This is a genomic window from Streptomyces sp. CNB091 (assembly GCF_000377965.1).
The window spans coordinates 308,414-330,665 of record NZ_KB898991.1 but is presented as its reverse complement, the minus strand read 5'-3'; the positions used below and the strand labels follow the sequence as shown (position 1 = coordinate 330,665).

Sequence of the window (22,252 nt, the reverse complement as noted above, 5' to 3'; positions counted from 1 at the left end):
ATGAGAAGAGGTTCCGCTTGGACAAGATCTACGAGTTTTCCGTGATGATCATGTGATCATTGGACATTTTTCTGGACGCTGCGTCCTGCGACCCCGTCCGTGACCCGGTCGAGCCCGTAGAAGTCGGCGACGCACCCGCCGGGCCAGTACGAACGCCCGCCCTGGCTGAACGGCTCCAGCATGTTGCTGATCACCAGGCGCTCGTACGGCAGGACCCGCTCCCCGGCCGCCGCCCCCTCGCGGAGCCGGCGGTCCTGGGCGTCCCACTTCTCGGCCCGGGCCCGCATCGCGGTGTCCAGATGGGTGAGCGCCACGGCCGGGCCGGCGCAGACCAGCACGCAGAGCGCGGCGCACACCGCCTTCGCCGGGGCGGTGCGGAGGGTGAGGCGGCGCAGGCCCAGGCCGAGGAGGGCGCCCGCGCCGACGAGCAGGATCACGTACAGCAGGAGGTAGTCGTTCCACAGCCGGTTGGCGCCCGGGTCGCTGACCCGGGCGCCGAACACCGGATAGGCGATGACCGTGCAGAGGTAGCCGGAAACGAGGAGCGCGAGCGTTCCGGCGGCGGTGAGCAGGGGCCAGTTGGCGGGCGGGCGGGGCGGTGTCCCGTCCGCCCGCCGGCACAGCAGCCCCAGCAGTACGCCTGCCGCGACCGCGCCGACGTACTGCCAGGTCGTGGCCACGGTGACGGCGATCTCGGCGAACGCGCGCAGCGACGCGGTGAGGGAGTCGGGGGCGAGCAGGGAGGTGGTCTCCGCGCCGAACCGGTCCCTGCGGCGTGTGGAGCCGGGTGAGGTGATGAGGACGACGGCCCCGGCCGCCGTCCCGGCGATTCCCGCCGCGCACCAGCGCCGGACGAACCCCCGGCCGGGGGCGGGAACGACGCGGCCGGACAGCAGGAGCGCGGTCAGGAGCACCGTCACGACGACGATCGCCGTCTCCTCGGACAACGTGGCGAGGAAGGCGCCCATGAGCGCGGCGACGGCGAGCGCGAGGGCCCGCCCCCGGCGGGATCGGGCGAGCAGGAACGGGATCAGCGCGGCGCAGGCCAGGACGGGCGGCAGCGTGTGCGAGACGGACGCGGCGGGCCAGTAGAACGTCTTGTACGTGTTCGGCGTGACGAACAGGAAAAGCGCGGTGGTCAGGGCCGCGAGCAGGAGCGGCAGCCCGCGTGGGGTGCGCAGCCGGGCCCGGCGCAGGGCCAGGACGGCCACCGTCCAAAGGACCGCGAGCACCAGGACCCCGCTGACCAGGGGGTACCACTGGTGTCCCGCGACCTGGAACTTCGCGTACGCGCCGACCAGGAGGGCGTTGGCGACCCGCCCGTTGTCGTCGAGGTAGAACTTCCCGACGAGGCCGCTGATGCCGTCGTCCCGTACGGCGGGCAGGAAGCACCAGTCGTCCGCGCCGGGCCGCACCCACCGCCCGAACCAGGAGGCGGCGGCGAGCAGGGCGAGGGGCGGGAGCGCGAGGGCGGTGCCCCAGAGGGCGGTCCAGGGGCGGTCCGCCGGGCGCCCGGCCGGGTCCGGCGTCCCCTCGCCCCTCCGGGGTCTTTCCGGGGCGGCGGTCACGGGAACGTCGTCGGACATCGCGGACGTCACCCCTCCTGGGACGAGCGGGTGGGCAGCGGTTCGGGCGTCGGACGGCCGGGCAGCGGTTCGGCCTGCGGTACGGCGTCGGTCCTGGCCCGGCCCGAGGTGATCGCCCACCGGGCCAGCAGGAAGGAGACCGGGGTGACGAGAACGCCCGCCGCCAGCGCGGCGAGGTTTTTGTCCATCCCGAGACCGCTGACCGCTCCGTAGAGCAGCGCTCCGGACGCCACCAGGTTGACCAGGCTGGAGAGGGGATAACGGAGGAACCCGTGCCAGGTCGGCCTCGTCCGGCAGGTGACGTAGGAGTTGAGCAGGAACGAGCAGACGATGCTGACGGCGTAGCCGATGACGTGGGCGGTGAGGTAGGGGATCCAGCGGTTCAGCGAGGCGTAGATCCCGAGGTAGACGGCGGTGTTCACGCAGCCGATGAGGACGAAGCTGCCGAACTGGCGGACGGTACGGGACCGGCCGGGGGCGGCGGTCCCGGCGGCGGGGGCGGGGGCTTCGGCCACGGCGGCGGGGGCGGGGGCGGCGGAAGCGGTCGCGGCCGGAGCGGGGGCACCGGTCTCGGCGACCCGGCCTGGCGTGGCGGCGCGTTCGCCCGGGTCTCCGGTGAGACGGGGTCGCGGCGGCGGGCTGCCCGGCAGCGCCCCGCAGGTCGCGTCGGTCTCCCGCACGACGTAGGGCGGGCGGTGCTTCGCCTCGTGGTAGATGCGGCCCACGTACTCGCCGATGACCCCGAGCGTCACCAGCTGGATGCCGCTGAGGGCGACGACGGCGGTGAGGAGAGTGGCGTAACCGGGGGTGTCCGCGCCGTGCAGGACGACGCCCACGACCGTCCACAGGGCGTAGACCAGAGCCGAGACGAAGACCCAGAAGCCGGTGTAGATCGCGAGGCGGAGCGGCCGGTTGTTGAAGGAGAGCAGTCCGTCGATGCCGTAGTTCAGCAGTCGTCTGCTGCCCCATTTCGACCGGCCCGCCGCCCGCTCGCTGTTGCGGTAGCGGAAGGTGACCGTGTCGAAGCCGATCCAGGAGAAGATCCCCTTGGAGAAGCGGTTGCTCTCGGGGAGGGACAGGACGCTGTCCACGGCCCGCCGCGACAGCAGCCGGAAGTCCCCCGAGCCGTCGATGAGCTCCACGTCCATGCAGCGGCGGACGAGCGCGTAGTAGGTGTGGCTGAGGGTGGTGCGGAGCATGCCCTCGCCCGCGCGGTCGCGGCGCGGGATGACCTGGTCGTAGCCGTGCCGGTGCAGTTCCAGCATGCGGGGGATCAGCTCGGGCGGGTGCTGGAGGTCGGCGTCCATGATCACCACGGCGGCGCCCCGCGCCATGCGGAGGCCGGCGAGCATGGCGGCCTCCTTGCCGAAGTTGCGGCTGAAGGCGGTGTAGTGGACCCGTGGGTCGCGCGCGGCGAGGGCGCTGAGCAGGAGGCGGGTGCGGTCCCGGCTGCCGTCGTCCACGTAACAGATCTCGAAGCTGTCCCCGAGGGGGTCCAGGACGCCGACCAGCGCGGTGTGGAAGGCCTCGATCACCTCGGCCTCGTCGAAACACGGCACGACGACCGACAGCTGAAGGCCAGTCACACGCCACCTCCGGACTTCGGGCCCCTCGTGGGTGCCGGGTCTCCCCGGCGCGGCACCGTCGGCCTCCGGCACCGGGCCCCGGAACGCGCCACGTCCGCCCATCTGACGACGGGCGGCGGCCTCCGTCTCTCCGTACACGCGCGAGGGTGCCTCTTTCCCGCGCCCTTTCATGCGAACAGCCGACGCGGGTCGGCAGAACGCCGGGTCGCGGGGGCGAAAAAGCGCACATAGCCTCGCAAAGGTGATATCTCCTCGACTGCCACGGCTCCGGAGCACCGCCCCCGGCAGCGCTTGGCTTCCCGGCCGGGCCCGGCTTCCCAGCCGGTCCACCGAACCCCCCGCCGGGGCTCCCACCGGGCCCCCCGCCGGGGCTCCCTCCGGACCTCCCGCCGGGGCTCCCTCCGGACCTCCCGCCGGGGCTCCCTCCGGACCTCCCGCCGGGGCCCCCTCCGGACCACCCCGCACCGGCCTGCCCGCCGGGCTTCTCGCCGGCCTCCTCGCCGCGCTGTCCGCCGTGTGCTGGCTCGTGCTCCCCGCCGCCGCGACCGCCCGCGCCGACGACCCCGTCGAACTGTCCCGGGACGGGCAGATCACCGACCGGGTGGGGGCGCTGGGCGACCGGACCGGGCAGGTGGAGGACGCACTCGACCGGTTGTACGCCGACGAGCGCGTCCAGCTCTTCGTGGTGTACGTACGTGACTTCTCCGGCCGGTCCGGACAGACGTGGAGCGACGAGACCGCCGACCGCAACGGCCTGGGCCAGGACGACGTGCTGCTCTCCGTCGCCACCCACGACCGGCAGTACGCCTACTCCGTCGACGCCGGCTCCCCGCTCACCGACGAACAGCTGCGGGACGTGGCGGGCACCGCGATCGAACCCGCGCTGCGGGAGAACGACTGGGCGGGGGCCGCGATCGGCGCGGCCGACGGCTACGGCTCCGCACTGGCCGGACGCCCGGTGACCGCCCCCGCCATCACCCCGGGGCCCGCCGACCCCGGAACGGGCGGTTCCGACTCCACCGGCGCCCGCGACTTCGTCCTGCCGGTGGCCGTCGTGGTGGGCGTGGGCGCGGTCGGGGCCTACGCGTACGCCCGGCGCAGACGGCGCACGACGACCCGTACCACCCCGGCGGCCACCGGCTGGGGCCGGGGCGCGGGGGCGGGCGGTGCGCCGGGGCCGCCGACGCCGCTGCCGGAGCTGGACGGGCAGGCCAAGGAGGTGCTGGTGGACACCGACGACGCGGTGCGCACCAGCGAGGAGGAACTCGGCTTCGCCACGGCCCAGTTCGGCGAGGATGCGGCGAAGCCCTTCACCGAGGCGGTCGCGCGGGCGAAGGACGAGCTGACGCGGTCGTTCCGGTTGCGCCAGCAGCTCGACGACGCCTTCCCCGAGGACGACGCGACCCGCCGCCGGATGCTGGAGGAGATCCTGCGGCGGTGCGCGACCGCGAACGAGGGCCTGGACACGGTCGCCGAGGACTTCGACCGGCTGCGCGCCCTGGAACGTACCGCTCCGGAGGCCCTGGCCGCCGTGGACGCCACGCACCGCGACCTCGCCGGGCGGGTCGCGGCGGCCGAGTCGGGCGCCGCCGAGCTGCGCGAGCGGTACGGGGAGGGCGCCGCCGCACCCGTGGCGGCCGACGTCGAGCAGGCGAAGGACCGGCTCGTCTTCGCGGCCTCGGCCGTGGAGCAGGCCCGTACGGCGGTCGAGGGCGGCGACAACGCCCGGGCCGCGGTGTACATCCGGGGAGCCGAGGGCGCGGTGGGCCAGGCGGGCACGCTGCTGGACTCGGTGGACCGGCGGGCGGCGGAGCTGGGCGAGGCCGCGCGGAGGCTGCCCGCCGCGCTGACCGAGACGGAGACCGACCTCGCGGAGGCGGGCGGGCTGCTCGAAGGCACCGCCGAGGGCGCTTCGACCGCCGATCTGCGCGGCCGGATCGCCCGCGCCGAGGCCGTGCTCGGCGATGTCCGGGCCGCGACGGCCGCGGGACCGTACGACCCGATCGACGCGCTGCGCCGGGTGGAGGAGGCGGACGCGGCCCTGGACGAGGCGCTGGCGGGGGCCCGGGACCAGGAGCGGGGCGAGGCGAAGGCCCGCTCCCTCCTCGATCAGGCGATGCTCACCGCCCGGTCCGCGATCGCGGCGGCGGCCGACTACATCACGACCCACCGGGGTGCGGTCGGCAGCCAGGCCCGTACCCGGCTCGCGGAGGCGCAGCGGCGGTGGGAGCGGGCCCGGGAGCTGTCGGCCGCCGACGCACAGGGGGCGCTGGCCGAGGCGCGGCAGGCGGACGCGCTGGCGGGGCAGGCGATGAGCCTGGCCGAGCAGGACGTCCGGGGCTTCGGCGGCATACAGGGTCCCGGCTCCCTGCAGGGCGGGGGCGGCGGCATGGGCGGGGCGGTGCTCGGCGGCATCCTCCTCGGCGGGCTGTTCGGGGGCGGCGGCCGGGGCGGGGGCCTGGGCGGCGGCTTCGGCGGAGGGTTCGGCGGCGGCCGGTCCGGCGGTTTCGGGGGCGGGCCGGGCAGCTTCGGAGGGGGCGGAACACGGGGCCGCCGGGGCGGTGGCGGCCGCTTCTGAACGACCGGCAGCGCAGGTCCGAACGACCGGCAGGGCAGGACCCCAGCACATGACCCGTCTCGTGGACCCCAGCACATGACCTGACCCGTCTCGATCTCCAAGGAGCCATCCCATGTCCAAGCAGACCATCCTCGGCCGCGTCACCCAGCTCGCGAAGGCCAACATCAACGCCCTCATCGATCAGGCCGAGGACCCGCAGAAGATGCTGGACCAGCTGATCCGGGACTACACGAACAACATCGCGGAGGCCGAGCAGGCGGTCGCGACCACCATCGGCAACCTCCGGCTGATGGAGCAGGACCACAAGGAGGACGTCGAGGCGGCGGCCGAGTGGGGCGGCAAGGCGCTGGCCGCCAGCCGGAAGGCCGACGAGCTGCGCGGTGCGGGGTCGGTCGCGGAGGCGGACAAGTTCGACAACCTGGCGAAGGTCGCGCTGGGCCGCCAGCTCCGGTCCGAGCAGGAGGCGAAGACGGCCGGGCCCACGATCGCCTCGCAGAGCGAGGTGGTGGACAAGCTGAAGTCGGGGCTCGACCAGATGAAGGCCAAGCTCTCCCAGCTGAAGGCCAAGCGCGACGAGTTGGTGGCGCGTTCGAAGTCCGCGCAGGCGCAGAACCAGATGATGGACGCCGTGAAGAACATCGACGTCCTGGACCCGACGAGCGAGCTGAGCCGCTTCGAGGACAAGGTGCGGCGCGAGGAGGCGAGGGCGCTGGGCAAGCAGGAGCTGGCAGCCTCCTCGCTGGATGCCCAGTTCGAGGAGTTGGACAGCCTGGGCGACAGCGCGGAGGTCGAGGCCCGGCTGGCGGCCCTGAAGACGGGCGCGTGACGCGGGGTGCGCCGGGAGCGGCCGAGTGCCGCTGGCGGTCCGGGCGGGTCCCGTGCCCTCCTGAGCCTCGCCGGGCTCAGTACATGCTCAGGAGCTGCTCCACGGAGAGTTCGGCGGCCGGGGCCCCGTCCGGCAGGGCCAGTTCGAACCAGACGGTCTTGCCGCGCGGGGTGCGGCGCGAGCCCCAGGCGGCGCTGAGCAGGCCGACGAGCTGGAGGCCGCGGCCGCCTTCGTCGGTGTCGCGGGCCCGGCGGCGGCGCGGCTGGACGAGACCGGCGTCCCACACCTCGCAGACCAGGGTGCGGTCGCGCAGCAGCCGGAGCCGGATCTCGCCCTCGCCGTAGCGCAGGGCGTTGGTGACCAGCTCGCTGACGAGGAGCTCGGTGGTGTCGACCAGGTCGTCGAGGTCCCAGGCGACCAGCTGGATGCGGGCCAGCTCACGGGCGCGCCCCACGGAGCGGGGTTCGCGCGGCAGGGTCCAGTCCCCGACCGCCTCTCCGGGGAGCCCCTGGATGCGGGCCATGAGCAGGGCGATGTCGTCCTCGCCGTGCCGGGTGTCGAGGGTGCTGAGGACGTGGTCGCAGGCGTCCTCCAGCTCCATCTGCGGGCCGGTGAGGACGGCCCGCAAAGCGTCCAGGCCCTCGTCCAGCGGCTGGTCGCGGGACTCCACGAGGCCGTCGGTGTAGAGGGTGAGCAGGGCGTTCTCCGCCAGCTCGACCTCGACCTCCTCGAACGGCTCGCCGCCGACGCCCAGCGGCATGCCCGGCGGTACGTCGATGAGCCGGGCGGGGCGGCCGGGCTCGACGACGGCCGGGGGGAGGTGCCCGGCGTTGGCGAACGTACATCGCCGGGTGACCGGGTCGTAGACCGCGTACACGCAGGTCGCGAGATACACCTCGGAGAGGTCCGCCTCGCGGGACTTCTGCGCGGCGCGGGAGGGCCACTGCGCTCCTCCGCTGCCGCCGAGTCCCGCGCTGCGCTCGCCGGCGCCCGGGGAGCCGAGGCCGCGGGCGACCTCGTCGAGGGCGGAGAGCACTTCGGCGGGCTCCAGGTCGAGGAGGGCCAGGGTCCTCACTGCGGTGCGCAGTTCGCCCATGGCGACGGCGGCGCGCAGGCCGCGGCCCATGACGTCGCCGACGACGAGGGCGGTGCGGTGGCCGGGCAGCTCGATCACGTCGAACCAGTCGCCGCCGACCTCGGTGGCGGTGTTGCCCGGCAGATAGCGGCAGGCGATGTCGAGGCCGGCGGCCTCCGGGTCGCCGGGGGGCAGGAGGCTGCGCTGGAGGATCAGGGCGCGCTCGTGCTCGCGGCGGTAGAGGCGGGCGTTGTCGATGCAGACGGCGGCGCGGGCGGCCAGTTCGGTGGCCAGGGCCCGGTCGCGCTCCCCGAACGGCTCGCTGCCCTTCGTCCGGGAGAACTGGACGAGGCCGACGACGGTGTCGTGCGCGACCATCGGCACGGCGAGCGTCGACTGCACGAAGCCCATCTCGTCGCCGGGGACGTCCTCGACCCGGCCGGAGCGCAGCGCCATGGCGCACGGGGAGCCGAACGGGAAGCGGTGGACGGAGCCGAGCGCGGGCGGCAGATCGTCCGGGCCCGGGGGCCCACTGCCGGCCACGGCGGTGGGCAGGGCGTCGGCGACCGCGCTGGCGTGGGCCACCCGGCGCAGCTCCGCCGAGCCTCCGGCGGATTCGCGGTGGGCGGGCGCCCAGCTGCCGGGAGCGGCCTCCTCGCCGGTGAGGAGCCCCTGGTAGAGGTCGACGGCGGCGAGGTCGCAGAAGCCGGGGACTGCCACGTCGAGGAGCTCGCGGGCGGTGGTCTCCAGGTCCAGGGAGTTGCCGATGCGGGCGCTGGCCTCGTTGAGGAGGGCGAGGTTGCGGCGGGCACTGGCCGCCTCGCGGGCGGCGATGTGCCGGCGGGTGACGTCGGTGGCGAGTCCGGCGACGCCGACGGGACGGCCGGCCCCGCTGTGCACCCGGTAGAGGTTCATGGACCAGTGGCGGCGCTCGGTGCCGCCGGGCGCGGGGCCGACGAGCTGGAGGTCGGTGACCGACTCCCCGGTCTCCAGGACCCGTTTCAGCGTGGCGGACAGCCGGTCGGCCTCGGCCCGCGGGAGATAGTCCTCCACCGTGCGGCCCCGGTGGTCGTCGGCCGCGCCGCCGAAGACCGTGGCGAAACGCTGGTTGGCCCGGACGACGGCGAAGTCCGGGCCGAACAGCACGAAACCGAAAGGAGATTGGCCGAATATGGCCTGCGAGGCGGCGAGGTCGGTCTCGATGCGCCGCAGGGCCCGGACGTCCACGACGATACAGAGGGCGGCCCGCTCGCCCCGGTCCGTCAGACTCGGCATCACATAGACCTCGGCGACGCCGTGCGCCCCTCCCTCGCCCGGCATCCGGAAGGGGACGAGGCCCGTCCACTCCTTGCCGTCGAGGATCTCGCCGACCCTGCGTTGACCGTCCGAGCGCAGCTCGGCGGGCATGAAGGCCTCCACCGGGTCGCGGCCGATCGCCTCGGTCGAGGACATGCCGAACAGACCGGCGGCCCGGCTGCTCCACTGCTCGATCAGACCGTCGGGGCCGATCGAGAAAGAGGCGACCCTGATGTAGTCATAGATCGAGCCGGGCGGGCTGCTCTGCCACACGACGTCGCCCGTGGTCCCGACGACATCGCCGACATCACCCGTTGTCCCAGGTATTTCGCTCACGCGACCGTCCCCTCCAGCTCACACACCGGACCGGTCCTGCCCGCAGTATTCAGCACCACGGCCCCGACCGACACGGCGTTCACGATCACAGCAAGGTCTCAGTCCCTTTCAGCCAGGTTCTGCCCGACCTCTGGTGATCGCTGTGCATCCCTCCACTCTCCTAACCAGGGAGAGCCAGCTCGAACCACACCGTCTTGCCACTCTTTCCGCGACGGGTCCCCCAGCGACGCGCGGAACAGGCCACGAGCTGGAGTCCCCGGCCGCCTTCGTCGTCGGGCCCCGCACTGCGTTCGGTGGGTGGATCCGGAAGCGGATCGGAGACTTCCACCAGCAGGACCGGGGCCGGGGGAGCGACGTCGACGGGCGGAGCGCCCCCGTCCGCGTGCGACTGCACCAGGCGTACGCCGATGGGTCCGGAGGCGTACCGGAGGGAGTTGGTCACCAGCTCACTGACGAGCAGGACCGCCAGGTCACCCACCGCCGCGTCGAGGCCCCAGGAACCCAGCGCGCCCCGGACGGCATGCCGGGCGCTCCGCACGGAGCCGGGTTCGGCGGGGAAGGCCCACTCGGCGCAGTCGCCTTCGGTATCGATCACGCCGATCACTTCCCAGGGACGACCACGGGCCCACCCCTTGACAAATGGGGACTAAACAGCCCATACCCACCATTTGTTGCCCGCTACCGCGCAACCTGCCGTTTGGTGCAGACGGGTGCAGAGGCCGGACCGCGCTCACGCGCGCCACTGCCGGGGATCAGCTCAGCGCCCCGCCGCCCTGAGGTCGTCGAAGAGCAACTGGTCCACGGGCGGCACGAGGGCCCGGTCGGCGAAGGAGAACCACGCCGTCTCCTCGATCTCGCTGCTCGCGGCGAGCGTGCCGCGGTAGTCGCCGTAATAGCAGCTCATCCGCACGACGGCGGCGTCGGGCCGGTCGTCCACGGGGGCCTCGTACGTCCCGGCGTGGACGACGGTCTCCCGGATCAGGCCGACCGTCAGCTCCTCCTCGACCTCCCGCAGCAGGGTCTGCAGATCGGTCTCCGTCCCCTCCCGCTTGCCGCCCGGGATGTAGAAGACGTCCTTGCCCCGGGGCCGCGCGCAGAGAATCCTGCCGCCCTCGATCCGCACCCACGCCACCGTGTCGATCAGCACCGTCACCGCTCCGCCCGCTCGCCGCACCCCCGGCGGCTTTCGCGCCCCCGGTCCGGGCGGGACCCTACCGCCCGGACCGCCGACGCACGGAACGCGGGGACGGTGGCGGGACGGAGGCAGGGGAGGGAAGAGGAGGAGCAGAGGAGGACAGAGGGGGCGCGAAGGCGCCCAGGGAAGCCCGTGGGGCGCCTGGAGGCACGGAACGGCCTTCCAGGCGCCCCACGGGTAGCCCACCGCGTCAGGGCCCGGCGCTCCGCCCCACGCGCTCCACCCGGTAGACCTGGTGGCGATGGCGGTCGTCGAGGCCGTCGGCGACCTTCTGCGCCTCGGCCTGCGTGGCATACCTGCCCACGCGGTAGCGATTGCCGCCGTCGTCCTGCCGTATCACCTGCCAAGGGAGCACGGCGCCGCTGTCGCTCATCGTGTCGCTCCCCCGCATATCGCCCCTCTTCCCACCGGCGTGCACGTCTCTAAGGATCCCCAGGAAACCGCAGTACGCATATGCCCGAGCGTACGCCTGACCTTCACTCAGTGCAGGCGGGCTTACACAAAGAGATACACATCCGGCCAACACGAAAGGGGCGCACCCGCAGAATGCGCCCCCTCATGACCCAACGCCCCCGGTCGGCGCGCCCCGTCCGGCCCGACGGGGCGTCACCTCACCTCATCGCACCGGCAGGTGGTACGCGACCCGGTACCGGTCCGCCGGCACCACCACGTCTGCCGTCTCCACGGCCCGGCCCGAGGCGTAGTACGTACGCCCAATGACGATGACCACATGGCCGGGCACGCCGCCCAGCGCCAGGAGCTCCTCCGCCAGCCCCGGGCGCGCGCCGACCTCCTCGGCGACGTTGTCCACGACGACGTCGATCGCGGCCATCCGGTCGACCACCCCGCAGCCGCCCAACGGGCCCTCCTCCGGCAGCATCACGGGGGTCCGGCCGGTGACGGCGAGCGGCTCCCAGGAGGTGGAGAGCATGACCGGCTCCCCCGCCTCCCGGAAGACGTAGTGCGTACGCATGACACGGTCGCCCGGCTCGATACCCAGCCGCTCGGCGATCTCGGGGCCCGCCCCCTCCTGCTCACTGCGGGACTCCCAGGTCCCGCGCGCCCCCTCCGCCGTCTGCTCCTGCCGGAACGGGCTGGCCCCCTTGCCCGGCCGGTTGCCGGAGCGGGCGATCATGCGGGGCACGGGACGCTCGCGCACATAGGTGCCCGAGCCGGAGCGCCCCTCGACCAGCCCCTCCGCCATCAGGACCTTGCGCGCCTCCAGGGCGACGGTGTCCGAGACCCCGTACTCCTCCCGGATGCGAGCCTGCGACGGCAGGCGGGTATGAGGCGGCAGCGCGCCGTTGACGATCTTCTCCCTGAGATCGCTCGCCACGCGCAGATAGGCGGGCTGCTCACCGAAAGTCACAGGCCACTCCCAACAGGTTGACAGTCTGCGACAGCCTGACAACCGTTGGTTGTGCACCGCAAGCATAGGCCAGAGTTTCACCCAATGTGATGACCTTGTGACGGTCCACGCATACATCGGACGCGCACACCAGATCGGTCCCGGACGTTCTCCGACTCCACTCTGCCCAGCGCCGCGTCGGCCGACACGGCCGCACCGGCATCACCGCGTCAAGCGCGCCGAAGCCACCACCGGAGTCCGGCACCCCCGGACTCTTGAACATTTCTGGTCCAGACCAATACATTCCTGTGCACAGCACGGCTCCCGCACTTCCTTCCGCTTGCCTTCTGCTTGCCTTCCGCCTTCCTTCCGCTTGCCTTCCGCACCGGATCACGCACAGGAACGAGCCTCATGCGCCGAAGAAACCTGTCCCGAATGACCACCGCCGGCGTCGCCCTGGCCCTGCTGGGGAGCATCGCACCCGCGGCCACGGCCAGCGCCGACCACGACCGGAGCAACGGCGGCGACCGCGACAAGGGCCACCACCGCCCCGCGTACAAGAGCATCGGCTACTTCACCCAATGGGGCGTCTACGGACGGGACTTCCAGGTCAAGGACCTGGACACCAGCGGAGCCGCGGCCAAGCTGACCCACATCAACTACGCCTTCGGCAACGTCAACGCCGAGGGCAAGTGCTTCACCGGCAACATCCCCGGCCAGGCCGACGCCTGGGCGGACTACGCCCGTCCGCTCGACGCGGCGGGATCGGTCGACGGCGTCGCCGACACCGACACCCAGCCGCTCGCGGGCAACTTCAACCAGCTGCGCGAGCTGAAGGCCAAGCACCCCGGCCTCAAGGTCATGATCTCGCTGGGCGGCTGGAGCTACTCCACCCACTTCTCCGACGCGGCCCGCACCGCGGCCTCCCGCAAGGCCCTCGTCGCCTCCTGCCTCGACCTGTACATCAAGGGCAACCTCCCGGTGGACGGGGCCCGCGGCGGCCAGGGCGCCGCGGCCGGCCTCTTCGACGGCATCGACGTCGACTGGGAGTGGCCCGGCTCGGCGGGCAATGAGGGCACCGTCTTCCGCCCGGAGGACAAGAAGAACTTCACCGCCCTGATCCACGAGTTCCGCACCCAGCTCGACGCCTACGCGAAGAGCCAGGCGAAGGCCAAGGAGAAGGCGGCCAAGGGCAAGGGCGGGCACGGGCACGGGCACGGGAAACCGAAGCCGGTCCACTACGACCTGTCAGCCTACGTAGCGGCCAACCCGAAGGCGATCGACGCGGGCTTCGACGTCAAGCGCCTCATGAAGGACTTCGACTTCGTCAACATCCAGGGCTACGACTACCACGTCTCCGGCGAGAAGAAGACGGCCCAGCAGTCGGCCCTGTACGCGAAGAACGACTTCAGCGTCGATCAGACCGTGCGCGACTGGGTACGCCGCGGCGCGCCCAGGCACAAGCTCGTGATGGGCATGCCGACCTACGGCCAGGGCTGGACCGGAGTGAGCGGCGGCGGCACGGGCATGGGGCAGCCGGCCACGGCCCCGGCTCCGGCCACCTGGGGGGCGGGCTACGAGGACTACAAGGTCCTGAAGCAGCTGGCCGCGTCGGGGACGTACAAGGTCCACCGTGATGTGAAGAACGGCCACGCGTGGCTGTTCGACGGCACGACGCTGTGGACGTACGACGACCCTCAGGTGCTGCGCGCCAAGGCCTCGTACATCCGGGACAAGGGTCTCGGCGGGGCGATGTTCTGGTCGCTGGACGGGGACACCGAGAACGGTGAGCTGATCACCGCGGTCCACCGCGGGCTCAACCGCCGCTGACACACCGCCGCTGACACCGCCGCTGACACCGGCGCTGACACCGAAGGGGGCCGGGGCGGCCGCGTGACGCGGCCGCCCCGGCCCGACTTCCGGGACTCAGTGGTTCAGCGGTTCAGCGATTCGGCTCGGCGCGCCGGAGCGTGTTCGGAACCAGCGCGCCGGAGCGTGTTCAGAACTGGAGCGCCCAGCTGTTGATCCGGCCGGTGTCGGCGTTCGCGTTGTCGCTGACCCGGAGCTTCCAGGTGCCGTTGGCGACCTCGGAGGAGGCGTTGACGGTGTACGTGGTGACCACGTTGTCGCTGCTGCCGCCGGAGCCGTACGCCTTCAGGTTGTAGACCGAACCGTCGGGGGCGACCAGGTCGATCTTCAGGTCGCCGACGTAGGTGTGCGAGATGTTGACCGGGACGCTCAGCGCGGCCGGGGCGTTACCGGTGACTCCGGTGACGGTGACCGGCGCCTCGACGGTGGCGTTGTCGTTGATCGCGTAGCCGGTGGTGTTCTCGAACTTCTTGCCGGGCGGCGTGGTGCCACCCGCGCCCACGTACAGCAGCCGGTTGGGCGAGCCGCTGCCCGGGTTGGTGACGACCCCGGGTGTGGAGGCCGCGACGAGGCCGGCGGAGATCTGTGCGGGGGTCGAGCCCGGGTTGTCGGCGAGGTAGAGGGCGGCCGCGCCGGCGACGTGCGGACTGGCCATCGACGTGCCGGAGATGGTGTTCGTGGCGCTGTCGCTGGTGTGCCACGACGAGGTGATCGAGGAACCGGGGGCGAAGATGTCCACGATCGTGCCGTAGTTGGAGAAGCTGGAGCGGGCGTCGGTGTTGGTCGTCGATCCCACCGTGATCGCCTCGGCGACACGCGCCGGCGACTTGGTGGAGGCGTCGGTCGACTCGTTGCCCGCCGCGACGGCGTAGGTGACGCCGGAGGCGATGGACCGGCGCACGGCGGCGTCGAGCACCGAGTCCGCACCGCCGCCGAGGCTCATGTTGGCGACGGCCGGCTTGACGGCGTTGGCCGTCACCCAGTCGATGCCCGCGACGACACCCGCGGTGGTGCCGGAGCCGGCGTTGTTGAGCACCCGCACGCCGACGATCTTGGCCTTCTTGGCCACGCCGTGCGCGGTACCCGCCACGGTGCCCGCCACGTGCGTGCCGTGGCCGTTGCCGTCCTGCGACACGTTGTCGTTGTCCACGGCGTCGAAGCCGTTGAAGGCCCGGCCGCCGAAGTCGCTGTGGCTGATGCGCACCCCGGTGTCGATGATGTAGGCGGTGACGCCCTCGCCGGCCTTGTCGGGGTAGGTGTAGCGCTGGTCCAGCGGCAGGTTCCGCTGGTCGATCCGGTCGAGGCCCCAGGAGGGCGGGTTGTTCTGGGTGGCGGAAGCCGTGAAGGTGCGGTTCTGCGAGACGGACGCGACGGCCGGGTCGGCGGCGAACCTCTTCGCCTCGGCGGCCGACGCCTCGACCGCGTAGCCGTTGAGGGCCGAGCGGTAGGTGCGTTCGATGCCCGCACCGTACTTCTTCGCGAGGGCCCTGCCCTGGGCGGAGTCGGACTTCGCGGCCGAGTCCTTCAGCGTGACGATGTAGCTGTCGCTGATGGTGCCGGGCGCGTCCGCGTTCAGGATCACGCCTTCGGGCGCACGCTCGGCCGCGGTCGCCGGGAGGGCGGCCGTGGCCAGGGCGACGGCGGCTGCGGTGGCTATGACGGTCGCCGCGGCGAGTCTTCGACGGGCCTGGGGGGTGTGACGCGTCACTGACATCTGAGGGGTCCTCCTCATAGGCGGTGCTCTGGTGGGGGGTGGTGCCGGAGCCACACGACGACTCCCGGCAGGGGCATGACAAATCAGCCGGCCGAGCGCCCCGTTTTCTGCGCCGTCCGGTGAGCCGCGTGCCCTGCTGCCAGCGAAAGATTGACCGATCCATGGCGAACTCACAAGGGTGCCTTGGCTTGTGCCATACGTCTGTCATTCACCTGCCCTACGCCTGACATGCTGGCGGGCATGACGGCCTATCACTGCCCGGACGACGGGACCCGGTCCGAGATCACCGCGCTGACCTGGTGCTGCCCGGTCTGCCGTGGCCCCTGGAACCTCGACTTCACCCCCGCGCGGGGCGTGGCGCCGAACGCGCTTTCCGGGCGGGCCAATTCATTGTGGCGTTACGAGGAATTCCTGCCGCTCGCCGCCCCGCCGATCTCCCTGGGCGAGGGCCGCACCCCGCTCGTCCCGCTCACGGACACCGTCTCGGCGAAGCTCGACTACCTCATGCCGACGCTCTCCTTCAAGGACCGGGGCGCGGTGATGCTCGCGGAGCTGGCCCGGCGGCTGGAACCGGACGGGGTCGTCGCGGACAGCACCGGCAACGCGGGCACGTCGATCGCCGCGTACTGCGCGCGGGCGGGACTCCCCTGCACGGTGTACGTCCCCGAGGGCACGTCCCCGAAGAAGACCGAGCAGATCCGGGCCCACGGCGCGCAGCTGGTCACTGTCCCGGGCGGCCGGGAGGCGACCGCGCTGGCCGCCCGCGCGGCGGCGGACGGACTGGGTGTCTTCTACGCCTCGCACGTCTTCAACCCGTACTTCCTGCACGGCACGAAGACGTACGTGTACGAGCTGTGGGAGGACCTCGGCGGCCGGCTGCCGGACGCGCTGGCCGTCCCGGTCGGCAACGGCACCCTGCTGCTGGGCGCGGCCCTCGCCACCGCGGAACTGCACGCGCTCGGCCTGATCGAGACCCGCCCCCGGCTGATCGCCGTCCAGGCCGAGGCCGTCTCCCCGCTGGCCGCCGCCTTCCACGCGGGCGCGGGCGACCTCCCTCCGGCCGACCCGGCCGCCGTGGTCTCCCCCACCCTCGCGGAGGGCATCGCCATCTCCCGCCCGCCGCGCGCCCGGCAGATCCTGGCGGCGGTACGGGCGTCGGGCGGCACGTTCCTGACGGTGTCGGAGGACCGCGTCCGCGAGGCCCAGCGGGATCTGGCCGCGCGCGGCTTCTACGTCGAGACGACGGGCGTGGCCTGCTGGGCGGCGGTGCGGGAAGGGAGCGCTGCCACGCGGGGCAGTGTGGTGGTGCCGCTGTGCGGGGCGGGGCTGAAGACGGGCATGGCGGGGTGAGGAAGCCACACCCTCGCCCGCCCCGGGCATGGGCACGACGGCACGACGGCACGACGGCACGACGGCACGACGGCACGAGAAGACCATGCCCCTCGCCCGCCCCGGGCACGGGCACGACGGCACGAGAAGACCACGCCCCCCGCCCGCCCCCAGCACAGGCACGACGGCGCGAGGGCGCGCGCGGGACCTGCTCCATCCGGCGGTCGGACGGACACCCGGTGCCGGGGCCGTGCGTGCCGTGACGGCCGACCGCACCCGCGCGTCCTTACCTTCGTCCTGTGAGCCTCTCGCGCATCTCCGTCCTCGCGCCCCTCGTCGCGGCCGCCCTGATCGCACCGCTGCCGCCCCTCGCCGACGCCACCGAGACCCCCGGCCCCGTACCGCTGCCGGGCCCGGCCCACCCGTCCGGCTCCCCCGCACCGCCCCCGTACCAGCCCCCGCCCCCACACCCGGCCGTGCCCGCCTGCGGCATGACGGCCGGTCAGGGCGGCCCCGGGACCACCTGGGCGCCGACGTCCACCCGCTTCGGGGAGGCCGCCGGCTACGACCCGTACATCGGCAACGGCTACCTCGGCCACCGGGTCCCCCCGGCCGGAGCCGGTTACGCGGCCACCGGCGAGAAGACCGGCTGGCCGCTCTACACCCCCCGCTACGACGGCGCGTTCGTCTCCGGGCTCTACGCCCGGGACAAGGCCGTCTCCGAGGGCCGCGAGGTGATCGCCGCACTCCCGAGCTGGACGAACATCGATGTGGGCGTGGGCGAGGAGACCCTCGGCCCGGACACCCCGGCGGGCCGGATCTCGCACTACCGGCAGACGGTCTTCCTCTCCTGCGGCCTCGTGCGCACCTCACTGCGGTGGACGACGGCCGACGGCCGGGCCACCGACCTCGTGTACGAGGTGCTGGCCGACCGGTCCGACGTCCACACCGGAGCCGTACGCCTGCGGATGACGCCGCGCTGGAGCGGCACCGCGACCGTCACCGGCCGGCTCGACGCCCGGGGCGCGCGCCGGATCACGCTGCGCGAGGACGGCACGTTCCGGACACGGGGCACCGGGATCGAGGGGGCCGTCGCCCAGTCGATGCGGCGCGGCTCGGGCGTCGTGGAGACCCTGCGGCCGGGGGCCCGTACGCCCCCGGCGGCGACCCCGGTCCGCGCGGGCCGGACGTACACGTTCGAGAAGTACGTCGGCGTCGACACCGCCCTGACCTCCCGCGCCCCGGCCGAGGACGCCCGCGAGGCGGCGCACCGGGCGGCGCGGCGCGGCTGGGACCGGGTCTTCGCGGCGAACGAGGCCGCCTGGCGCGAGGCCTGGTCCGCCGATGTGCTGGTCCCGGGGGACCGCCGGCTCCAGGGCTGGCTGCGCTCGGCCCAGTACGGGCTGCTGGCGAACACCCGGCGCGGCTCCTCCGACAGCATCGCCCCGACCGGTCTGACCAGTGACAACTACGCGGGCATGGTGTTCTGGGACGCCGAGACGTGGATGTTCCCGGGTCTGCTCGCCACCCGCCCGGAGCTGGCGCGATCGGTCGTCGAATACCGCTACCGCACCCGTGACGCGGCCCGCGCGAACGCCGAGAAGTACGGCCACCGGGGCCTGTTCTACCCGTGGACCAGCGCGAGCCGGGGCCGTATGGACTCCGAGTGCCAGAGCTGGGACCCGCCGCACTGCCTGACCCAGAACCACCTCCAGGGAGACGTCTCGCTGGCCGTCTGGCAGTACTACCTGGCCACCGGCGACCGTGACTGGCTGGCGTCGAGGGGCTGGCCCCTGCTCCGGGGCATCGCCGAGTTCTGGGAGTCGCGCGCCACGGCGAACGCGGACGGCAGCTACTCGATCAACGACGTGGCGGGCCCCGACGAGTACAGCAACGGCGTCGACGACGGCGTCTTCACCAACGCGGTCGCCGCCACCGCGCTGCGCAACGCGACCCGCGCCGCCCGTCTCCTCGGCCAGAGCCCTCCCGCCGCCTGGAACAAGGTGGCGGACGGCCTGCGCATCCCGTACGACGCGGAGAAGAAGGTCTTCCTCCAGTACGCGGGCTACAACGGCTCCACGATCAAGCAGGCGGACACCGTCCTGCTGACCTACCCGCTGGAATGGCCGATGGAGCCGGGCGCCGCCGCGGCCACCCTGAACTACTACGCGGCCCGCACCGACCCGGACGGACCGGCGATGACGGACTCGGTCCACGCGATCGACGCGGCGGCGATCGGGGAACCGGGCTGCTCGGCGTACACCTACCTCCAGCGTGCGGTGCGCCCGTTCATGCGGGGCCCGTACGAGCTGTTCTCCGAGGCGCGCGGCGACAAGGCGGGCGCCGAGGACCCGCTGTCCGGCTTCCCCGCCGACGACTTCCTGACCGGGAAGGGCGGGCTCCTCCAGGTGTTCACGCACGGCCTGACGGGGCTCAGGCTCCGCGAGGACGGCGTGCGCCTGGACCCGACGCTGCCGCCCCAACTGCACGAGGGCGTCACGCTGAGGAGCCTGCGGTACCGGGACGCCGTGTACGAGGTCGCGATCGGCCCCCGGACGACCACGGTCCACCTGACCTCGGGTACCCCGTTCACGGTCCACACGGCCGAAGGCCCGCGCCGTCTCTCCTCGACGCTGGAGCTACCCACCCGGCGCCCCGACCTGACCCCGACGGCCGACATGGCGCGCTGCCGCCCGGTGACGGCGACGTCCGAGGCCCCCGGCCTGTACGCGGAGGCGGCGGTGGACGGGGCCCCGGCGACGTCCTGGTCCCCCGAAGGCGTGGAGGGATCCCTGACGGTGGAGCTGGGCACGAGGCCCCTCCGGCTCACCTCCGTGACTCCGGCCTGGAGCGACACCGCCCCCGCCTCGCACACCGTGGAGACCTCCCTCGACGGCCGCTTCTGGCGTCCCTACCTGCCGGGCGACACAGCACGCAAGGTCCGCGTGACGGTCCGCTCGGAGGCCCCGGAGAAGCCGGCGGGACTGGCGGAACTGCGGGTGGAGGCGGACGGCCGGTAGGGCGCGCCGGGCCCGGTCGGCGCGTGCCTGTCGCACCGGTGACCGGTAGCCCGGCTTCAGGTTGTCGAAGTTCCGTGAAGAGAGGCCCCTGGGCGAAACGAGGGGTGCTACGACTGCTGGATGGCCGCAAACTTTCGCACGAAGGACGGTCACACCGTGGGCCTCGGCAGCACGGTGTGGTCGATCAACGGGGAAGGCCCCTTCACCCTCACGAAGCCCGATTCCGCACCGCCCGGCTGGGTCTGCATGGTGAGCGACGACGGCGAGACCGTGCGCCTGCACGCGCCCGAGGACGTGGGGCTCTACTACAACCGGGTTCGACGCGTAGAGGTCTGAGGTCCGAGGCGGCCGCACAGCCGCCGCAGGCGGTCCCGGAACGAACGGACTGTTGACTTGGAGGACCGATGTCCGTACCGACCTCACCGACCTCTCCCCACGAGCCCGATGCAGACGCGGGATCCATGGCTGCGGAGTCCGAAGGCAGGGGATCCCCAGACGCCGGGTACGAAGTCGTTCTGACCCTCTCCGAGCCGGCCGGTGTCGGCCCTCTCTCCCGACGTCTCGGCGCCGTCCCGGGCGCCGTGGTCACCCGGAAGCGGTCCCGCCCCGGCGCGGGCGAACTCGGCGCCGCCGAGGTGATCCAGCTGCTCGTACCCTCCTCGGCGGTGCTCGCCGTCGCGATCCGGACCCTGCCGGCGTTCATCAAGTCCCGGAGGTCGTCCGTGACGGTGAAGCTGACCGGGGGGGACCGGACGGTCACGCTCTCCGGCGGGAATCTCGACGACCCGCAGAAGGTCTTCGAGCTCGTCGAGCGCCTGCTCGACGATGAGCGAACCCGCGATGAGCGAACCCGTGATGAGTGAACCCGCGTTGAGCGAACCCCTGAACCGGGACTACTCCCGGTCACGTGCGGTCCTCATGGGAACCTGGGATTACGCGGACGAGGAATTCACCAACGTGCCCGCGGCAAGGCGCAGCTTCGACCGGATGAACGATCTGCTCCGCGACCCGGTGTGCGGGCCCTGGCCCGACGATTCCATCGTGCCCTTCCGGAACCGCGAAACGCTCGGCACGATCCACCGCGATCTCATCTCGACGCTCATGGAGGCCGAGGACGTCGCGTTCTTCTACTACGTCGGACACGGGATCTACGACCACCGCGAGCGGCTGTGCCTTACCGTGGGCGACACCCGGCAGGACGCGAACTTCACGGCCGCCACGGGGCTCCCGTTCGACGCCGTGCGGGACGCGTTCCGCGCCAGCGACGCCCGGGTCAGGATCGCGGTGCTCGACTGCTGCTACGCCGGGCTCGCCACGGAGGAGTACGGCCGCCTCTCCGTCGACCACCTGCCCCCCGGGCCCGGCGCGTACCTGATGATGAGCAGCGGCGCGTTCGAGACCTCCTGGCACGAGCTGGAGACGGTCGCCGACGCGCAGACGTACTTCACGAAGGCCCTCGTGGACACCGTGTACGAGGGCCTGAGCGGCGCACCGGCCGGCCTCACGTTCGACCACATCTTCGGCGCGGTCTCCGACCACCTCGTGGCGAACGGACGACCCGAACCGGGCCGCCGCATCGAGAATCACGCCGCCCGCTGGGTGTTCGCCCGCAACAACGCCCCCGAAGCCCCGCCCGAGCCGGGCGCCGATCCGGAGGCCGTCTACCGCGAGGCGTACCGACGGGAGACCAAGGAGGGCGTCGAGCGGCTCCCCGCGATCGCGGCGATGTACGAGGGTCCTGCCGCGGCCGGACACACGCCGTCGATGAACCGGCTCGGGCAGATCGCCGAGGGCCGGGTCCGGGCGAGGATGCAGGGGATCGAGCCGGGACCGGTCGGAGGGAAGGCCCTCCAGGAGGCGACGCAGTGGTACGTGCGGTCCTCCGAGGCGGGCGATCCGGTCGCCCCGCTCCACCTCGGGCAGCTCTACGAGGAGCAGTACGGGAACCAGGACCGGGCGTTGTACTGGTACGCCCTCGCCGCGCGCCGGGGCAACACCGCGGCCCAGGAGCGGCTGACCGGCCTGGAACAGCGCATCCGCCTGGGAATCGGGCCGCCCCGGCTGCCCGGGGCCGAGCGCGCGGAGCCGGCCCGTCCGGATCCGGTGGACCGGGCGCCCACCCTCGCCGTCCTCGCCGCCGTGGCCGCGCTCGCGACCGGCACACCGCGCGAACGCTGGGCGGCCGAATGGGAGGGCTCGGAGTCGCTGGCTCTGGCGCAGTGCCTCGATGTCCTGGTCGATGCCTGCGGCGGGACCTACGGGGAGTGGTCGACCCTCGACGAGGCGGAACAGGCCCGCGTCCTCTCCGACTTCATGGGACTGCGGCCGCTCAGGTCGGAGCTGGCGAGCACGGCACGCCGCTACTACCGGACCGTCGGCCCGGGAAACCTCCGCGGCTACGCGGCCGGACTCCACCGCCGCCGGAACTGACCGAACCCCGAGAACCCCGCCCGGACCTTCGGAGCGGCCCAAGCCGACCCGAACCGGCCGGGCC

At 72.8% G+C, this 22,252-nt stretch carries 16 protein-coding genes; 8 read left to right on the top strand and 8 right to left on the bottom strand.

Annotated elements, in window-relative coordinates; all coding sequences use genetic code 11:
* Positions 1-56: 56 nt before the first annotated feature.
* A complete protein-coding gene (locus D581_RS0105425; protein WP_020679177.1) occupies positions 57-1,586 on the bottom strand; it encodes a DUF6056 family protein in 1,530 nt (509 codons plus the stop codon).
* Positions 1,587-1,594: 8 nt separating this feature from the next.
* On the bottom strand, positions 1,595-3,172 hold the full coding sequence (locus D581_RS0105420; protein WP_018956210.1) for a glycosyltransferase: 1,578 nt from the start codon (positions 3,170-3,172) through the stop codon (positions 1,595-1,597).
* A 514-nt stretch (positions 3,173-3,686) separates the two neighbouring features.
* Here D581_RS0105420 and D581_RS0105415 point away from each other — a divergent pair.
* Positions 3,687-5,750 (top strand): TPM domain-containing protein, encoded by a 2,064-nt coding sequence (locus tag D581_RS0105415; protein WP_486585802.1) that lies wholly within the window; start codon positions 3,687-3,689, stop codon positions 5,748-5,750.
* A gap of 112 nt (positions 5,751-5,862) precedes the next feature.
* On the top strand, positions 5,863-6,576 hold the full coding sequence (locus D581_RS0105410) for a PspA/IM30 family protein (RefSeq protein WP_018956208.1): 714 nt from the start codon (positions 5,863-5,865) through the stop codon (positions 6,574-6,576).
* 76 nt (positions 6,577-6,652) lie between these two features.
* Here D581_RS0105410 and D581_RS0105405 read toward each other — a convergent pair whose 3' ends face one another.
* The 5 genes from D581_RS0105405 to D581_RS0105385 all read right to left on the bottom strand — a co-directional run bounded on the left by D581_RS0105405 (position 6,653) and on the right by D581_RS0105385 (position 11,847).
* Positions 6,653-9,220, bottom strand: a complete 2,568-nt coding sequence (locus D581_RS0105405) for a SpoIIE family protein phosphatase (protein WP_018956207.1) — start codon at positions 9,218-9,220, stop codon at positions 6,653-6,655.
* Between the two features lie 223 nt (positions 9,221-9,443).
* Entirely contained in the window at positions 9,444-9,887 is a 444-nt protein-coding gene (locus D581_RS0105400) for an ATP-binding protein (RefSeq protein ID WP_018956206.1), read from the bottom strand.
* Positions 9,888-10,040: 153 nt separating this feature from the next.
* Entirely contained in the window at positions 10,041-10,436 is a 396-nt protein-coding gene (locus D581_RS0105395) for an NUDIX hydrolase (protein WP_018956205.1), read from the bottom strand.
* A 232-nt stretch (positions 10,437-10,668) separates the two neighbouring features.
* Positions 10,669-10,869 carry a hypothetical protein gene (locus D581_RS0105390; protein ID WP_018956204.1) on the bottom strand — a complete coding sequence of 67 codons (201 nt, stop codon included), beginning with the start codon at positions 10,867-10,869 and terminating at the stop codon, positions 10,669-10,671.
* Positions 10,870-11,094: 225 nt separating this feature from the next.
* Positions 11,095-11,847, bottom strand: a complete 753-nt coding sequence (locus tag D581_RS0105385) for a GntR family transcriptional regulator (protein WP_018956203.1) — start codon at positions 11,845-11,847, stop codon at positions 11,095-11,097.
* A 390-nt stretch (positions 11,848-12,237) separates the two neighbouring features.
* Between D581_RS0105385 and D581_RS0105380 the strand changes: the two genes are divergently transcribed.
* A complete protein-coding gene (locus D581_RS0105380; RefSeq protein WP_026290237.1) occupies positions 12,238-13,656 on the top strand; it encodes a glycoside hydrolase family 18 protein in 1,419 nt (472 codons plus the stop codon).
* Between the two features lie 169 nt (positions 13,657-13,825).
* Here D581_RS0105380 and D581_RS0105375 read toward each other — a convergent pair whose 3' ends face one another.
* A complete protein-coding gene (locus tag D581_RS0105375; RefSeq protein ID WP_018956201.1) occupies positions 13,826-15,409 on the bottom strand; it encodes a S8 family peptidase in 1,584 nt (527 codons plus the stop codon).
* Positions 15,410-15,649: 240 nt separating this feature from the next.
* Between D581_RS0105375 and D581_RS0105370 the strand changes: the two genes are divergently transcribed.
* The 5 genes from D581_RS0105370 (at position 15,650) to D581_RS0105350 (ending at position 22,188) form a co-directional block, all read left to right on the top strand.
* On the top strand, positions 15,650-16,759 hold the full coding sequence (locus D581_RS0105370) for a threonine synthase (protein WP_486585801.1): 1,110 nt from the start codon (positions 15,650-15,652) through the stop codon (positions 16,757-16,759).
* Positions 16,760-17,037: 278 nt separating this feature from the next.
* Entirely contained in the window at positions 17,038-19,758 is a 2,721-nt protein-coding gene (locus D581_RS0105365) for a glycosyl hydrolase family 65 domain-containing protein (protein ID WP_018956199.1), read from the top strand.
* 120 nt (positions 19,759-19,878) lie between these two features.
* Complete coding sequence (locus D581_RS0105360) at positions 19,879-20,094, top strand: hypothetical protein (RefSeq protein WP_026290236.1); 216 nt, start codon at positions 19,879-19,881, stop codon at positions 20,092-20,094.
* A 125-nt stretch (positions 20,095-20,219) separates the two neighbouring features.
* Positions 20,220-20,621: an effector-associated constant component EACC1 gene (locus D581_RS0105355; protein WP_018956197.1), complete on the top strand. Its 402-nt coding sequence runs from the start codon at positions 20,220-20,222 to the stop codon at positions 20,619-20,621.
* Complete coding sequence (locus D581_RS0105350) at positions 20,599-22,188, top strand: caspase, EACC1-associated type (protein WP_486585800.1); 1,590 nt, start codon at positions 20,599-20,601, stop codon at positions 22,186-22,188. Before D581_RS0105355 ends, D581_RS0105350 begins: the two co-directional genes overlap by 23 nt.
* Positions 22,189-22,252: the final 64 nt, after the last annotated feature.

Bases quoted from the DNA above. Each gene is read 5' to 3' on its own strand.
- D581_RS0105390 (WP_018956204.1), bottom strand. From the start codon at position 10,869: ATGCGGGGGAGCGACACGATGAGCGACAGCGGCGCCGTGCTCCCTTGG.
- D581_RS0105360 (WP_026290236.1), top strand. From the start codon at position 19,879: ATGGCCGCAAACTTTCGCACGAAGGACGGTCACACCGTGGGCCTCGGC.
- D581_RS0105425 (WP_020679177.1), bottom strand. From the start codon at position 1,586: ATGTCCGACGACGTTCCCGTGACCGCCGCCCCGGAAAGACCCCGGAGG.
- D581_RS0105375 (WP_018956201.1), bottom strand. From the start codon at position 15,409: ATGTCAGTGACGCGTCACACCCCCCAGGCCCGTCGAAGACTCGCCGCG.
- D581_RS0105410 (WP_018956208.1), top strand. From the start codon at position 5,863: ATGTCCAAGCAGACCATCCTCGGCCGCGTCACCCAGCTCGCGAAGGCC.
- D581_RS0105350 (WP_486585800.1), top strand. From the start codon at position 20,599: ATGAGCGAACCCGTGATGAGTGAACCCGCGTTGAGCGAACCCCTGAAC.
- D581_RS0105355 (WP_018956197.1), top strand. From the start codon at position 20,220: ATGGCTGCGGAGTCCGAAGGCAGGGGATCCCCAGACGCCGGGTACGAA.
- D581_RS0105380 (WP_026290237.1), top strand. From the start codon at position 12,238: ATGCGCCGAAGAAACCTGTCCCGAATGACCACCGCCGGCGTCGCCCTG.
- D581_RS0105370 (WP_486585801.1), top strand. From the start codon at position 15,650: ATGACGGCCTATCACTGCCCGGACGACGGGACCCGGTCCGAGATCACC.